The organism is Bacteroides parvus (assembly GCF_017309675.2).
Taxonomy (GTDB): domain Bacteria; phylum Bacteroidota; class Bacteroidia; order Bacteroidales; family Bacteroidaceae; genus Bacteroides; species Bacteroides uniformis.
Window position 1 is genome coordinate 4,007,532 of sequence record NZ_CP084680.1, and the last position, 14,531, is coordinate 4,022,062.

12 protein-coding genes are annotated in these 14,531 nt (G+C 46.1%); 3 read left to right on the forward strand and 9 right to left on the reverse strand.

From position 1 onward, the window contains the following. Nucleotides 1-99 precede the first annotated feature (99 nt). Complete coding sequence (locus JXR92_RS16520; RefSeq protein ID WP_138345290.1) at nt 100-921, forward strand: alpha/beta hydrolase; 822 nt, start codon at nt 100-102, stop codon at nt 919-921. 3 nt (nt 922-924) lie between these two features. Here JXR92_RS16520 and coaW read toward each other — a convergent pair whose 3' ends face one another. Then, nucleotides 925-1,755 carry a type II pantothenate kinase gene (gene coaW / locus JXR92_RS16525; RefSeq protein ID WP_117600456.1) on the reverse strand — a complete coding sequence of 277 codons (831 nt, stop codon included), beginning with the start codon at nt 1,753-1,755 and terminating at the stop codon, nt 925-927. 143 nt (nt 1,756-1,898) lie between these two features. Continuing rightward, nucleotides 1,899-4,220 (reverse strand): DUF5686 family protein, encoded by a 2,322-nt coding sequence (locus JXR92_RS16530; RefSeq protein WP_138345287.1) that lies wholly within the window; start codon nt 4,218-4,220, stop codon nt 1,899-1,901. 416 nt (nt 4,221-4,636) lie between these two features. Between JXR92_RS16530 and JXR92_RS16535 the strand changes: the two genes are divergently transcribed. Beyond that, on the forward strand, nt 4,637-6,826 hold the full coding sequence (locus JXR92_RS16535; RefSeq protein WP_005832915.1) for a glutamine synthetase III family protein: 2,190 nt from the start codon (nt 4,637-4,639) through the stop codon (nt 6,824-6,826). Between the two features lie 292 nt (nt 6,827-7,118). Beyond that, a complete protein-coding gene (locus JXR92_RS16540) occupies nt 7,119-7,820 on the forward strand; it encodes a Crp/Fnr family transcriptional regulator (RefSeq protein ID WP_005832010.1) in 702 nt (233 codons plus the stop codon). 83 nt (nt 7,821-7,903) lie between these two features. On the opposite strand, the gene trxB is transcribed toward JXR92_RS16540, so the two are convergent. The 7 genes from trxB to JXR92_RS16575 all read right to left on the reverse strand — a co-directional run bounded on the left by trxB (nt 7,904) and on the right by JXR92_RS16575 (nt 14,417). Further along, complete coding sequence (gene trxB, locus JXR92_RS16545) at nt 7,904-8,854, reverse strand: thioredoxin-disulfide reductase (RefSeq protein ID WP_138345285.1); 951 nt, start codon at nt 8,852-8,854, stop codon at nt 7,904-7,906. Nucleotides 8,855-8,891: 37 nt separating this feature from the next. Further along, nucleotides 8,892-9,524, reverse strand: coding sequence for a LolA-like protein (gene lolA1 / locus JXR92_RS16550; protein WP_463321152.1), 633 nt, complete (start codon nt 9,522-9,524; stop codon nt 8,892-8,894). A gap of 21 nt (nt 9,525-9,545) precedes the next feature. Beyond that, a complete protein-coding gene (locus JXR92_RS16555; RefSeq protein ID WP_138345283.1) occupies nt 9,546-12,050 on the reverse strand; it encodes an FtsK/SpoIIIE family DNA translocase in 2,505 nt (834 codons plus the stop codon). Between the two features lie 271 nt (nt 12,051-12,321). After that, on the reverse strand, nt 12,322-12,933 hold the full coding sequence (locus tag JXR92_RS16560; protein WP_138345281.1) for an HU family DNA-binding protein: 612 nt from the start codon (nt 12,931-12,933) through the stop codon (nt 12,322-12,324). A 359-nt stretch (nt 12,934-13,292) separates the two neighbouring features. Next, a complete protein-coding gene (locus tag JXR92_RS16565) occupies nt 13,293-13,562 on the reverse strand; it encodes a hypothetical protein (protein WP_081028737.1) in 270 nt (89 codons plus the stop codon). A gap of 2 nt (nt 13,563-13,564) precedes the next feature. Beyond that, complete coding sequence (locus tag JXR92_RS16570; RefSeq protein ID WP_138345279.1) at nt 13,565-13,864, reverse strand: hypothetical protein; 300 nt, start codon at nt 13,862-13,864, stop codon at nt 13,565-13,567. Beyond that, nucleotides 13,842-14,417, reverse strand: a complete 576-nt coding sequence (locus tag JXR92_RS16575; RefSeq protein ID WP_070101133.1) for a hypothetical protein — start codon at nt 14,415-14,417, stop codon at nt 13,842-13,844. Before JXR92_RS16575 ends, JXR92_RS16570 begins: the two co-directional genes overlap by 23 nt. Nucleotides 14,418-14,531: the final 114 nt, after the last annotated feature.

Below are 14,531 nucleotides of genomic sequence, written 5' to 3' on the forward strand. Positions count from 1 at the left end.
ACAAAAAGCATTCAAAACAGCAGTGGAATAATCAATTAAAGAACAAAAAAAATGTTACCTTTGCATCGTTTCATTTATACATAATCTCAATAATTTATCATGAAAAAGATAATCGCATGCATTTCCATCATTTGCTATACATTATTATGTTATAGCCAAAATCAGACAACGGACAACAACTACCGTACACAAAAGAACATTTCCTATCTTCATCCTGGCGAAAAGGACAGCTATAAGCTGGAGCGTTGTAAGCTCGACATCCATTATCCTACAGATAAAAAAGGATTTGCAACCCTTGTCTGGTTTCACGGTGGAGGACTGGAAGTCGGAGAGAAACATTTCCCGAAGGAGTTCTTGAATCAAGGCTACGCCGTGATAGCCGTAAACTACCGACTCAGCCCGCGTGCCCAAAATCCTGCCTACACGGAAGATGCCGCAGAGGCCGTTGCTTGGACTTTCGAGAACATAGAAGAATTCGGAGGAGATAAAGATAAAATATACATAGCCGGTCATTCAGCCGGTGGTTATCTCTGTCTGATGCTCAATCTGGACAAGAGTTACCTGGCAAAGTGGAATATTGACGCCAACAGCCTGGTAGGTGCTTTCCCCATCAGCGGACAGACTACTACCCACTACACCATCCGCAAAGAACGCGGGCTGCCTTCCGACACTCCGATTATAGATAAATATGCTCCTTCCAATAACGTAAGAAAGGACGCTTCACCCATGATACTTATCACTGGCGACAAAGAGTTGGAGATGCTGGCACGCTATGAGGAAAACGCTCATTTATATGCCCTCCTCAAAGCACTGGGACAAAAAACCACCCTCTATCAGATGGAGGGATTTGACCACGGTACGGTGGCCGCTCCCGCATGTACCTTGATAAACAGCTATATGAAGAAGGCAAGCAAGAAGTAACCACTACCCTTGCCTTTCTTTTACGTATGCCAATGCCGCTCCTATTGCTGTTCTATATTCAGCATAGGGCGGTATATGAAAATGTACATGATAGATGGCTTCCATTTTAGAAAATACCTCCCGGCACTGAGGCAGTTGGGTAAGATTCCCTATCAGAACGAAATCCTTGATAGGACTATTCAAAGCTGACAGTACAGCAGCTCCTCCAATGGTTTGAAGCACCGTATAAATTATACCGCAGGCAATATCTTCTTGAGAAGCATTGCTATCTGCTTTCCCGAAAAGAGAGGCGGTAGCACTCACAGGCAAGTCAGGCAAAGCAGTGTTGCAAATATCACCTATCTGCAAGTTGACACGAGTTACATCCCCTTTCTCAGCCAACTCGGACACTTGATGAATATCATGAGTTTTCAACAGCAACCTTGATAGTCCCTGCAAGGTACCTCCACCAATCCCCAAGCCGCCAATATGCTGCACCTTGTCGCCGTCAATTTTCACAAAAGAAGTGCCGGTACCCATGCTGACTACAATCAGTTGGTCTATATCCGTTGCATGTCTGGCTCCCAAACCATTGGCAATAAACTCATCCGTTTTGCGAGTAGGCAGTCCATATAGAGGGCTGTTGACAAATGCGCTTCCCACTCCCGTTAGCATCACCTGCTCCACATCGACCAGCTGTATACCATTGTCATAAATATACTTACCGAATGCTCCGAATAAGGAAGTCACCGGGTCGGTAGCCGTAATAAACATTGGAGACTGTATCTGTTCTCCATTAATTCCAACGATTTTCGTGGTACTTCCACCCACATCTATTCCTATTACTATACCCATAGCTCCAAGTAATTTGCAGCAAAGTTACAAAAGAATCAATAATTGACAATTGATTAATGTGTCAATATGCTAATTGGCTGCGATATGTTTATGCTGTGCCATCACGCCGCAGGTCATTGACACATTATCACATTGGCACATTACTATCGGTTAAACAGCTCGAAGGTGAATTTGCAACCAATTTCCTGATACTTCCAGTTTGCAAAGCTGGCAAACAAGCCAAAATCAAAAATATGCGTACCAATGCCATACCCTACTTCCAGATAAGGTTTCAAGTGAGGTACTACCAGTGCATTCAGATACAGACGTTCGTTCAAGACATACTGGGTATATTTCATCAAATGGCGAAGCAGAAGGAAAGGCGCTTCGTATGTAAGGTGTCCACGGATATATTTGCGGGAAGAGTTATACCAACGCCCATCAAGCAATTGGAACACCCCGCCAATATCATCGCTCCAACCCATAGGCAGATTGGAGCGCCGCAAATTGGCAAAGTCCACAAAGTACAGTTCTTTCTGATTGGTGAACTCTCCCCAGCCAAAGCGCCAATAAATATCGCGCATCAATCCCAAAGAAACCTGATGCTGCAAATCGACCTCCACACGCTCGTACGAACCGCTGCTCTGCAATACTCCGCTGATGCCCCGTTCCCAATCCACCGAGATGGAAGGGTATTTGGAGTGAAGGTTCACCTTACGGTCACCATTCATATAGTAATATTGTCCCGGAGTCCAAGACAAACGGACACGGGGGGCAAAACTGTTATAAGTATGCCGAAACTTATTCAGGACATTGGGGTCGAAATTCGGAAAGAACGACGAGCCGCCGGAACCTACGTTTGTTACAGATTTTACCGATGGCATACTCGGATAGTTAAGTTCAAACCGGGAACGGTTCACTTCCGTACGTCTATGCATGGATATACCCACTTCCAGCGACAAGCCGTTCACTATCTCCCAGCTATGGCGCAGATTCAGATACAAGTCCTTGAAATAATCCAGATGTATCTGGTTGAAATCAAAGATACTGTCGGGAATAGCTTTCAAGTCATCCAGCACATCACTACTATAAATCCGGTTACCATTACCAAATTCCAGATGAAATGCCGCACGCTTACGAGGCCAATAATCAAAATCAGACTTCACCCTCCAGTAAAATTCTTTCTCTTTAAAATTATAACCTATCCGGGGAACGATTCGCAGCAGGCGGTCGCCCCTGAATATACGGTTGTACTTGAATTCCTGCCGATACGAAATTCCATGTTTGCCGCTATAACTCAAAAGAAAAGGATTAATCAACGGCGAACAGCGTACACTTCCCAATTTATCAAGGTCTACTGTGTAGCGACTAATCAGAGCATCCCCAATCTGTCCCCAGAATTCCAGATTCTTATTGACCGGCTTCTTTTTCCGGATGAGTGTATCCCGACGCAAGAAAAAATCCTGATACAATGTTTCCTCGTGCGGGGTCAACGGAATGGGACGTAAAGTTTTAAAGTAGGCAGTATCACGCCGAAAAGCATTCGTATCCGTACGCAACGTGTATGAATCTGACAAGTCATATTTACTTTTCTTCACCGACTTCCGTATATCACTTCCAGGAGCTTTCTGAATGATGTTCTTATAATCGAGTACAGCTTCATAAGTACCATCTACCACATTTCCCAAAAAACGGAACGTTGCATCCACATCATACTGCAACGGAAGAAATTCGTCCGAATCGCCCACATTACCCATCTTCACCAGATTATTGAACCGCACCATCTCATTACGTCCGGAAAAACGCATCTCGCGTACACTCCACACGTTATCACTCACAATCAGATAACCGCCCACCAGCTGAAAGCTTTTGCTTTTCGGCATAAAACGGATTTTATACTGGCGAGCATGCCGTTCCCCCATCACCGTATCAATCCGATAAGTATAATATTTTTTGGCATTGGGTGCTAAAGGAGAGAGTAGTTTGTCATATAATAGGGTAGAAGAATAGATATTGATGTGAAAATATTCCGGCAATCGTCCGTCCATTTCCCAAAACTCGGAAGCAGTGCCGACACTTGCCTTTACCTTCTGGTCATAGATGTCGGGAGCAGTAAAATGCAAATCGCTATAAGTTTCCATCATATATTCCCGCACCCCTTTTTTGGGCCGGAACATGGAAGGGATGTAGCGGAGAATATGATTCTTCTTACGGATATTCACCCAGCCCTTTATGTAAAGCTCAGCCTTGTAACTTTCAATAATACGTTCATAAAGGGGGGCAAAGAAGATGACTTTCTCCATGATGGAGTCTGCGGAACTCACATGTTTGTCAACCGGATAAGATACACGCTCCGCCCCTGCCTTCTGTACAAAAGAAAACAAGAAGCAAATCCAAATCCATATAAACAACAAACGTTTCAACCGCAATTTCTCCTTATAGAATCGGGACAAATATACGGAAGAATTCGTGTAATGCAAAAACATGTTCCATAAAGAAGCAGGGATGACACTTGTGACACCCTTTATTATAAAACATATGTTACGCGCGAGAGACAATAATACACAAGCACACATAGTTTGTGCAAGATAAATACGAACCTATATAAATTGTTATAAAAAGGGCGCCACAAGTGTCATGTACAGAATGATTCGTAATTGTGACGCATGAAAATTACTAATCACGACGCACTAAGATTACTAATCGTGATGCGGAAAGATTACTAATCATGGCATGGAACAAACGTAAGCTTTGAGTCGTTTTTCCATAACAAGCAAACTTTTTCAGGGGGTCTATTCTCAAAAAACACTAATATTTTCGAGAATACCCCCTAAAAAAGAGGGGGTAGTTCAGAAAAAACATGTATTTTTGCGCCCAACAACCAATAAAAGGAGAGACTTATATGTCAAAAATGCGATTTTTTGCTTTGCAAGAACTTGCCAATCGGCAACCTCTTGAAGTGACCACCCCTTCAAACAAACTGTCCGACTACTACGGCAGCCATGTCTTCGACCGTAAGAAAATGCAGGAATACCTGCCTCGTGAAGCCTACAAAGCCGTGACCGACGCCATCGAAAAAGGCACTCCCATCAACCGCGAAATGGCAGACCTGATTGCCAACGGCATGAAAAGTTGGGCAAAGTCCCTCAACGTCACCCACTACACGCACTGGTTCCAGCCTCTGACGGACGGAACAGCCGAGAAACATGACGGCTTCATCGAATTCGGAGAAGGAACGGAAGTGATTGAACGTTTTTCCGGCAAACTGCTCATCCAGCAGGAACCGGATGCATCCTCTTTCCCCAACGGGGGTATCAGAAACACATTCGAAGCACGAGGATATACTGCTTGGGATGTTTCCTCACCTGCCTTTGTGGTAGATACCACACTTTGCATCCCCACTATCTTCATCTCTTATACCGGCGAAGCGCTCGACTACAAGACTCCATTGCTCAAAGCCTTGGCAGCCGTAGACAAAGCAGCGACAGACGTATGCCAGTTGTTCGACAAGAATATCACACGCGTTTATACCAATTTAGGCTGGGAACAAGAATATTTCCTCGTCGACTCGGCACTGTACAATGCCCGCCCGGACCTTTGTCTAACCGGACGTACCCTGATGGGACACTCCTCGGCCAAAGACCAGCAGCTGGAGGACCACTATTTCGGCTCCATCCCCCCACGTGTCACAGCTTTTATGAAAGAACTGGAAATCGAATGTCACAAACTGGGTATCCCGGTCAAGACCCGCCATAACGAAGTAGCTCCCAACCAGTTTGAGCTGGCGCCTATCTTTGAGAATGCCAACCTTGCCAACGACCACAACCAGCTTGTGATGGATCTGATGAAACGCATCGCACGCAAGCATCACTTCGCCGTACTGCTTCACGAAAAACCCTACAACGGCGTGAACGGCTCCGGCAAGCACAACAACTGGTCGCTTTGCACCGATACGGGTATCAATTTGTTTGCACCGGGCAAGAATCCGAAAGGGAACATGCTGTTCCTTACCTTCCTGGTAAACGTACTGATGATGGTATACAAAAACCAGAACTTGCTGCGCGCCTCCATCATGAGTGCCGGAAACAGCCACCGTCTGGGAGCCAATGAAGCGCCTCCCGCCATTCTGTCCATCTTCCTGGGCAAACAGCTGTCTTCCATCCTCGACGAGATAGCCCGCCAGATAAGCAGCAGCAAGATGACATCGGAAGAAAAGACAACACTGAAATTAGGCATCGGACGTATTCCCGAAATATTACTGGATACCACCGACCGTAACCGTACTTCTCCATTCGCCTTCACCGGCAACCGCTTTGAGTTCCGTGCCGCAGGTTCATCTGCCAACTGCGCCGCCGCCATGATTGCCATCAATGCGGCTATGGCCAATCAGCTGAACGAGTTCAAAGTATCCATCGACAAACTGATGGAAGAAGGAGTCGGCAAGGATGAAGCCATCTTCCGCATTATGAAAGAGACCATCATCGCCTCCGAGCCTATCCGCTTTGAGGGTGACGGCTACTCCGAACAATGGAAGCAGGAAGCCGCCCGCCGTGGGCTGACCAACATCTGCCACGTTCCCGAAGCCTTGATGCACTACATGGATAACCAGTCCCGTTCCGTACTCATCGGCGAACGTATCTTCAACGAAACGGAGCTTGCCTGCCGCCTGGAAGTAGAACTGGAGAAATACACCATGAAGGTACAGATAGAAAGCCGTGTGCTGGGCGACCTTGCCATCAACCACATCGTACCGACTGCCGTTATCTACCAAAACCGTCTGCTGGAAAATCTCCGTGGCCTGCGCGAGACCTTCTCTCCCGAAGAATACGAAGTCCTCAGTGCCGACCGGAAAGAGCTTGTACGCGAAATTTCCAAGCGCGTAACCGCCATCAAGGTACAAGTACGCGAAATGACCGAAGCCCGCAAAGTAGCCAACCACATGGATAACTACAAAGACAAGGCTTTCGCTTACGAAGAAACCGTACGCCCTTATCTGGAAAGTATCCGTGACCACATCGACCACCTTGAGATGGAAATTGATGATGAAATCTGGCCGCTTCCGAAATATAGGGAGCTGCTGTTTACAAAGTAGGCCTCTCCCTAGCCCCTCCCCCGTAGGGAGGGGGATAGAGATACTACGATAAACAATTAAGTTACTACGATTTACGATTTGACGGTTTACGGTTGGAGTTACTCATACAATCATAAACCCACCTGCTAATGAGCAGTTGTTTAACAATACAAACTTCAATCGTAAATCGTCTAATCGTAAATATATAGATTTTCCTTTATCTCCCCCCCTACGACATCTTTTTGTCATATTTGTGCAATATTTAATTTTTTCTTTTTACATTTGTGCTGTATAACACAGTTTTGCAGCAGTTATGGTAAAAGTAAACTTGTCTGATATTAATGTTCCGGAGTTGATTGCAGATATATGGTCTCCCTTGAATGACGAACAACGGGAATTCCTCGCCAACCACTTCACACTCCAGAACTACAAAAAAAACGAAGTCATCCATTGCGAAGGCGAGACACCTACGCATTTGATGTGTCTGCTGAGTGGAAAGGTCAAAATCTATAAAGACGGAGTCGGTGGTAGAAGCCAGATTATCCGTATGATTAAACCTGTCGAATATTTCGGTTACCGCCCTTACTTTGCAAAAACAGACTATGTCACGGCAGCATCTGCATTCGAGCCGTCTCTTGTTTGCCAAATCCCCATGACTGCCTTGATGACTCTGCTCACACAAAACAACGACCTTGCCATGTTCTTCATCAAGCAATTGTCCGTTGACTTGGGCATTGCCGATGAACGCACTGTAAACCTGACGCAGAAACATATCCGCGGAAGACTCGCAGAATCCCTGCTGTTCCTCAAAGAAAGTTATGGTTTGGAGGAAGACGGCTCCACCTTGAGTATCTATCTCTCGCGTGAAGATCTGGCCAATTTGTCAAACATGACCACTTCCAACGCCATACGTACGTTGTCACAGTTTGCCACAGAACGGTTAATCACCATCGACGGACGTAAAATCAAAATCATAGACGAAGAAAAGCTGAAGAAAATCAGCAAGATAGGATAAGGAATAAGTGACAAGGGATAAGCGATTAGGGGTTAGCATAATAAAAACACATTGTTACCATCCTAACCCCTAATCACTAATCACTAAATCAGTCCTTTCGCAGACAAATATCTTTCCGCTTCAATGGCTGCCTGGCAACCAGTTCCGGCAGCGGTGATGGCTTGACGATAGTGAGAATCAGCAACGTCTCCGGCGGCGAATACGCCCGGCACTTTCGTACGCGGTGTTCCCGGCTCGGTGACGATATAACCTACTTCGTCCGTATCTACATAAGGTTTGAAAATATCTGAGTTGGGTTTATGGCCGATAGCCAGGAAGAAACCGTCAATAGCTACATCATAGCGCTTCTCATCAGGTTCACCCATACGCTGTACCAAATGTACACCTTCCACACCGTTCTCTCCAAACAAACCTACGGCATTATGTTCGAACAGTACTTCAATCTTGTCATGCTTCATCACACGCTCCTGCATAATCTTGGAAGCGCGAAGATAAGGTTTGCGGACAATCAGATAAACCTTGGCAGCCAGTCCGGCAAGGTAAACAGCTTCCTCGCAGGCAGTATCTCCACCCCCTACAACAGCTACCGTTTTCTTGCGGTAGAAGAAACCGTCACAAGTGGCACAAGCGCTGACACCCATTCCCGCATATTTCTTTTCATCCTCCAGCCCCAGATACTTCGCAGCGGCACCTGTAGCAATAATCAGCGTTTCAGCCTCAATCATCTTTTCGTCATCAATCGTAATCTTGTAAGGTGCTTCAGCAAGATTGGCTGCGGTAGCAACTCCATAACGCAAATCTGCACCAAAACGTTCGGCTTGCTTCCGCAGGTCTTCCATTAATTCCGGACCTCCGATACCTTGGGGATAACCGGGGAAATTCTCCACATCAGTAGTGGTTGTCAACTGGCCACCGGGCTGCAATCCTGCATAAAGTACCGGTGAAAGATTGGCACGGCCTGCATAAATAGCGGCAGTATAGCCGGCAGGACCCGAACCGACAATCAGACATTTTACTTTTTCTGTTTCCATCATTATATTATTTACTATTTGACTATTTACAATTTACTATTTAGCGCATGTCGATGACTTCAGCCGTGGGATAGGCTTTTTTGTCAAAGACAAAGAAACTATCCGGATAGGATTGTCCGGTCTGGTAGTTATTAATAAGGATAGTAGTCATATACTTACTCCCCCGTGGTGCCAAGTCCACTTGATGCAGACGATACGTATCCTTTGTCACAAACAGATAGACACTTTCAGGGTCTTTCCTCTTGTCGGCAGCAGTCATGGTGATGTAATAAACAGACTTGTCTTGCTTACCACCGACACTGCTCAACTTCAATCTGTATCCCTGCTTGTAGAGGGACAACCAAGCATACGGATTAAGAGTCTGCAATTCCTCCTGCGTAGGTTCCGATACATTCACCTCATCTGCCGAAGCCACATAGCTCCACTGCGTATGTCCGTCAAACCAAGTCTTCATTCCCTCAGTCTCAACCACAAACTTCTCACCTTCCAGATAGAGAACTCCCGCATAAGAGCCCTGTTGTTCGTTCACGGTAAACGCCAGCTTCACCCCTCCCGCTTTCCGAAAGGCTTCGGCTGTACGCTCCAATATATTCTTGGCATCCGGTTGTTGTGCCGACATCGGCACAGCAAACAACAGCAATAGCACACCAAGTAAAAACTTATCAAATTTCATCATTCTATAAATAACCATTCCTTATTGCAAATTGTTTAACCGCATTTCCAGGTCGCTCTCATCTATACAGAACACCTCACGCGCCTTGCTGCCTTGCGCCGGTCCCACAATCCCCGCTTTCTCCAACTGGTCCATGATGCGGCCGGCACGATTATAACCGATGGCAAACTTACGCTGAATGAGCGACGTAGAACCCTGCTGGTGAATAACGACGAGACGGGCTGCATCCTCGAACAAAGGATCAAGACGCCCCATATCCACATCCCCCAAATCACCTCCTGCATTTTCATCCACATATTCGGGCAGATAAAAAGCGGTGGGGTAGCCCTGCTGGCGGGCGATGAACTTCGTAATCTCCGCCACTTCGGGGGTATCGATAAAGGCACACTGCACACGCACCGGGTCTGCTCCCTGCAGGAATAGCATATCACCGCGACCTATCAGCTGGTTGGCTCCCGGACGGTCGAGGATGGTACGCGAATCGACCATTGCCGATACACGGAAAGCGATACGCGCCGGGAAGTTAGCCTTAATCGTACCCGTAATGATGTTTGTTGTCGGTCGCTGTGTAGCGATAATCATATGTATACCTACGGCACGCGCCAACTGGGCGATGCGGGCAATGGGCAGTTCCACATCCTTGCCAGCTGTCATAATCAAGTCACCGAACTCGTCGATAACGACTACGATGTAAGGCATGAACTTATGCCCCTTCTCCGGATTCAGACGACGGTTGATGAACTTCTCGTTGTACTCCTTGATGTTGCGCACATGGGCAGCTTTCAGCAAGTCATAGCGGGTATCCATCTCCACACAGATAGAGTTCAAGGTCTGCACCACCTTCGTGACGTCTGTAATGATGGCATCTTCCCCGTCGGGCAATTTTGCGAGGAAGTGATGCTCAATCACGGAGTAGATGCTGAATTCTACTTTTTTGGGGTCTACCAGCACAAACTTCAGCTCTGCCGGATGCTTCTTATATAATAAGGAGGTGATGATGGCATTCAACCCCACGGACTTACCCTGACCGGTAGCACCGGCAACGAGCACGTGCGGCATCTTGCACAAATCCACCATAAATACTTCATTCGTAATCGTCTTACCCAGTGCGATGGGCAAGTCGTAAGTAGACTCCTGGAACTTCTTGCTGCCGATAATGCTCTGACCGGATACAATCTTCGGATTGGAATTGGGCACTTCGATACCAATCGTACCCTTTCCCGGAATGGGAGCGATGATACGGATGCCGAGCGCCGAAAGGCTGAGGGCAATATCATCTTCCAGACCGCGTATCTTCGAAATGCGGACGCCCTGCTCGGGAGTGATTTCATACAGCGTCACCGTAGGACCTACCGTCGCCTTAATGGTACTGATTTCTATACCGAAACTACGCAGAGTATTGATAATCTTATCCTTGTTCGCGTTCTGCTCTACCATGTCAATGGTCGGACCATTGTCATCGTAATGCTTCATCAAGTCTATTGTGGGGTAATGATAGTTTTCCAAATCCAGACGGGGATTGTACGGCTCCTTCTCCGTTCCCACATACTCCTCCTCTTCAGCCTTCTCAACCTGGAATGCCGGCTCCTTCTCTACCGGCTGTTCCCGAAAAGGGGGCACCGGCTCCGGTGCAGGAGTCTCAAAAGTCATGGTAACGTCCTCATCCGCAGACTTGGCAGGCTTTATCTTTCCATCACTTCCACCCAAGTCAAGGGTGATTTCATTCAGCGGTTCGTCCTCTTCTTCCTCTGTAGCAATCTCCTCCTCCTTTTCAAGAACCTTTTCCGGCTCCGCAGCTTCCGGTGTCGGAGCAGCCGCCTTTTCCTTTGCACCCCAAGAGGTCTTGAACTCTTCCGGCGTTTCACCCTGCACGCTTTCCGCCTTCTCCTTACGCTTCAAGAAGCTGAGACTGAACAATCTGCGCAACCAGATGACAGTCCGTGCACTCAGATAGATGAGGAAGCAAATGGCAGTTACCAACAATAGCAGCCAGACTCCCGGCACACCGACTTGAGACACAAGCCAGTTACTGACATTGTATCCGTGCATACCGCCCAGATAGAGGAAAGAGTCCTTGTACTGGTCTACAAACACAAAACCGAAAAATACCGAGAACCACACCAGCATCAACGAACAGCCGATGAACCACTTCCACAAGCGCACCACACGCACCCGCATCAGCTTCAATCCCGCCACAGCCAGGAACACGAGAATCAGGAAAGACGATACACCGAAACAATCATTTATCAGATAGCTGGCCAACTGCGCACCGCGGCTACCGGCGTAGTTCTTCACCCCATTATTGGTGGAAATCAGCTCCTGCGCACTGCCTCCGTCAATGATGCTCTGGTCTGCCGCTCCCGTGAAAAAGAACGACGAAAAGGCGAGCAACAAATAAACCGAAAAGATTACCAGTACCAAGCCGATAACGAAATGAACAGTTTCACTTCTAAATAACGCTGCCACTTTCCCAAAAAACGAGAGTGACAGCTCCGTATCTTTAGCTGTTGAATTTTTCTTTGCCATATTTTTTAAATAACTATTGAGAATTGATTGCAAAAATAATAAAAACTATCCTTCCGCCGCGTTGTTTTCATTCTTTAATTTCTCGTCTGCCGATTATAGGTATTCCTAATCTACAACTGTAGTTTTATCGCATGTTTTACTTACATGCTTGCATGAAATGATATAGCGCACTAATTTACAACAGATTGTGCCATGCAAGCAGACCTCATGCAAGCATGTAGGCAGATTTTGCCTACATGGTGCAATCCATGCAAGCCCTATACGCATCAACCTACTCTTTTTCCTTCAAAAAATAAATCGGCTGTTTCTGCAACCCTTTGTTCACCAACACATTCTCCTCACAAAGACGACGAATCTGCCGCGCCGCAGTCGTGCGGGTCATGCCGCAAATCGACTGTACAACACTGCGGGTGATGAACTCATTTTTACGTAAATATTCCACCACTTTTTGCTTCACCTCATCATCCGTCAGCCTCTTTTTCATGAGATTCCGCAATTTCAGCGGCTTTACTTTCAATACTCCTATCTCACTGCGCAACGCCTTGTCCGGTCTGAAAGTGATGTTTTTCAACTTCACCTTAGTACTTTTCCGCTTTGTCTCCAGTGTCACCGGTTCCGTGCAGGTCAGCGTGGGAACAAAGTAACCGATGCCGTCCAAATGTACCTGCCTGCCCTCCCCCAGCTCGCGTCCCACAAAATGCGACAAAGCATCGAGTACCGCCAGTACATCCGTCTCGGTCAGCGAGCAGTATTCTTGTATATGCCTGCGCAGCTCATCGGTCGTCGTGGAGCCGTTCAGTTTAATCCGGGGATGCAGGGTCAGCTCTTCCCCTTGTTTATCCTTCGTTTTCGGGTTTTCGTACCAATCAAATAAAATTGCCATATTCTTTCCTCCATTTTTAGATTCATTTCTGTTGCTGTCTGCAGGTTTCGCTCATGCAAAGTACCGGCTTTCATTAGGCAGAGCATAGGTCTTCCTTACGCAAAGAAGCGTTCTTCCTTCTGCTGAAAGCTTATCAAAAAAAGATGCGCACAGCTGTGGTTTACCTTCTTCATATTTGTGATACACCTTCTTCACAACTATGAGAAAGACATTCCACGACTGTGCGCAACTACAAACTACAGAGGCAAAGATAATGAAAAGCAGGGGGCTTGGCAAAGGAATGCTAATCTTTTTCAGATTGAAGCATGTAATAATGCGGTAATAATAGCGCTATTTGCCCAGCTCCATAATTGCAATAATTAATCTTCTTCTTCATCATCGTCATAATCTTCATCGTAGTCATCATCGTCACCATCCCATCTACACCCACAAGCATCACAAGCATAATCATTAATACCGCTTGAATCAGGATAGACCAAATGCGAGCCACATTCAGGGCAACGCAACTTATTGTTATCATCGTCGTCGTCCGCAATTTCATCACATGGCCATTCTCTTCCACAATCCGGACAAACATAATTCACGCCATCGAAATAGGCATTCTCATTCAAACAAAAAATACATTCCATAACTATCTTATTTTAAAATTATTACTTTTATTCATTATTCTTTTTGCATATAAGCAGCATTTAATCAGCACAACTCCCACCAGCATAGAACAGACAATGCCAATTGCAATGAAAAGAGGACTTCTATCAGCGGAAGCAATGCCGTTTTTTGCCATCACTAAAAGTCCCGTCTGAAAGCAAACAGCCGACAACAAGCAGAACAGCAGCACATTGCGTTTCCAATGTTTTGGCATCGGTTCATTTTTTTCTACCTCTTCTACCATTTCCTTCATTGCTTCTTCAATCCATATCTTCATCTTCATTGTCTTGAGGATTTATTTCATATTTTGGGTCTAAATCATATCTGTACGCAAGTAAAAAATCGGCCTTTTTATCTTTGGGTTTACAAAGAGAATACAATATGGCCCCTACTACCAATGGGGCAGCCGCAACAACTGCAATCCCTGCCAGCATACCACCTCCTATTATACCGCCAATTGCAGCCAATCCGGAAGTTATTCCTGCTGCCGACAACCCAGCAACAACACCTGAAGCCGAAATCAAGCTTATCATTCCTGCCACCGTACAAGCAGATCCTCCACTTGCCATTATTTTGGCAACCAAATCATCTTTGTCTTTTCTAGTCATCTTTTTGTAAGCATCAAAATCTTTGCCTAATACAACGGTGAACATGATACAGAATTCTGCATAGCACACGTCAGTAGGATAGCTCTTGCCCTCGGCCAAACGTGTAATTGCGTACTTCGACATTGTCATAGCCACTGCAAGTTCATCAATAGAAATAGAAGAATTACTCATGAATGAACGCAAAAACGGAGCGAAACCGACTCCTTTCGGAAATTCTTGATTTTCCATAATCTTTTTTTTTAAAGTTTATATTATGGCGCCCTCTGCCTATAAAAACAAAAAGCAACCGTTAGCATTAACGATTGCAAAAATATGGGGGAAGAATCAGGCACGAAATAGACG

Excerpts from the sequence above, each read along its gene's own strand:
- JXR92_RS16520 (WP_138345290.1), top strand. The coding sequence starts at position 100 with ATGAAAAAGATAATCGCATGCATTTCCATCATTTGCTATACATTATTA.
- coaW (WP_117600456.1), bottom strand. The coding sequence starts at position 1,755 with ATGGGTATAGTAATAGGAATAGATGTGGGTGGAAGTACCACGAAAATC.
- JXR92_RS16530 (WP_138345287.1), bottom strand. The coding sequence starts at position 4,220 with ATGTTTTTGCATTACACGAATTCTTCCGTATATTTGTCCCGATTCTAT.
- JXR92_RS16535 (WP_005832915.1), top strand. The coding sequence starts at position 4,637 with ATGTCAAAAATGCGATTTTTTGCTTTGCAAGAACTTGCCAATCGGCAA.
- JXR92_RS16540 (WP_005832010.1), top strand. The coding sequence starts at position 7,119 with ATGGTAAAAGTAAACTTGTCTGATATTAATGTTCCGGAGTTGATTGCA.
- trxB (WP_138345285.1), bottom strand. The coding sequence starts at position 8,854 with ATGATGGAAACAGAAAAAGTAAAATGTCTGATTGTCGGTTCGGGTCCT.
- lolA1 (WP_463321152.1), bottom strand. The coding sequence starts at position 9,524 with ATGAAATTTGATAAGTTTTTACTTGGTGTGCTATTGCTGTTGTTTGCT.
- JXR92_RS16555 (WP_138345283.1), bottom strand. The coding sequence starts at position 12,050 with ATGGCAAAGAAAAATTCAACAGCTAAAGATACGGAGCTGTCACTCTCG.
- JXR92_RS16560 (WP_138345281.1), bottom strand. The coding sequence starts at position 12,933 with ATGGCAATTTTATTTGATTGGTACGAAAACCCGAAAACGAAGGATAAA.
- JXR92_RS16565 (WP_081028737.1), bottom strand. The coding sequence starts at position 13,562 with ATGGAATGTATTTTTTGTTTGAATGAGAATGCCTATTTCGATGGCGTG.
- JXR92_RS16570 (WP_138345279.1), bottom strand. The coding sequence starts at position 13,864 with ATGAAGATGAAGATATGGATTGAAGAAGCAATGAAGGAAATGGTAGAA.
- JXR92_RS16575 (WP_070101133.1), bottom strand. The coding sequence starts at position 14,417 with ATGGAAAATCAAGAATTTCCGAAAGGAGTCGGTTTCGCTCCGTTTTTG.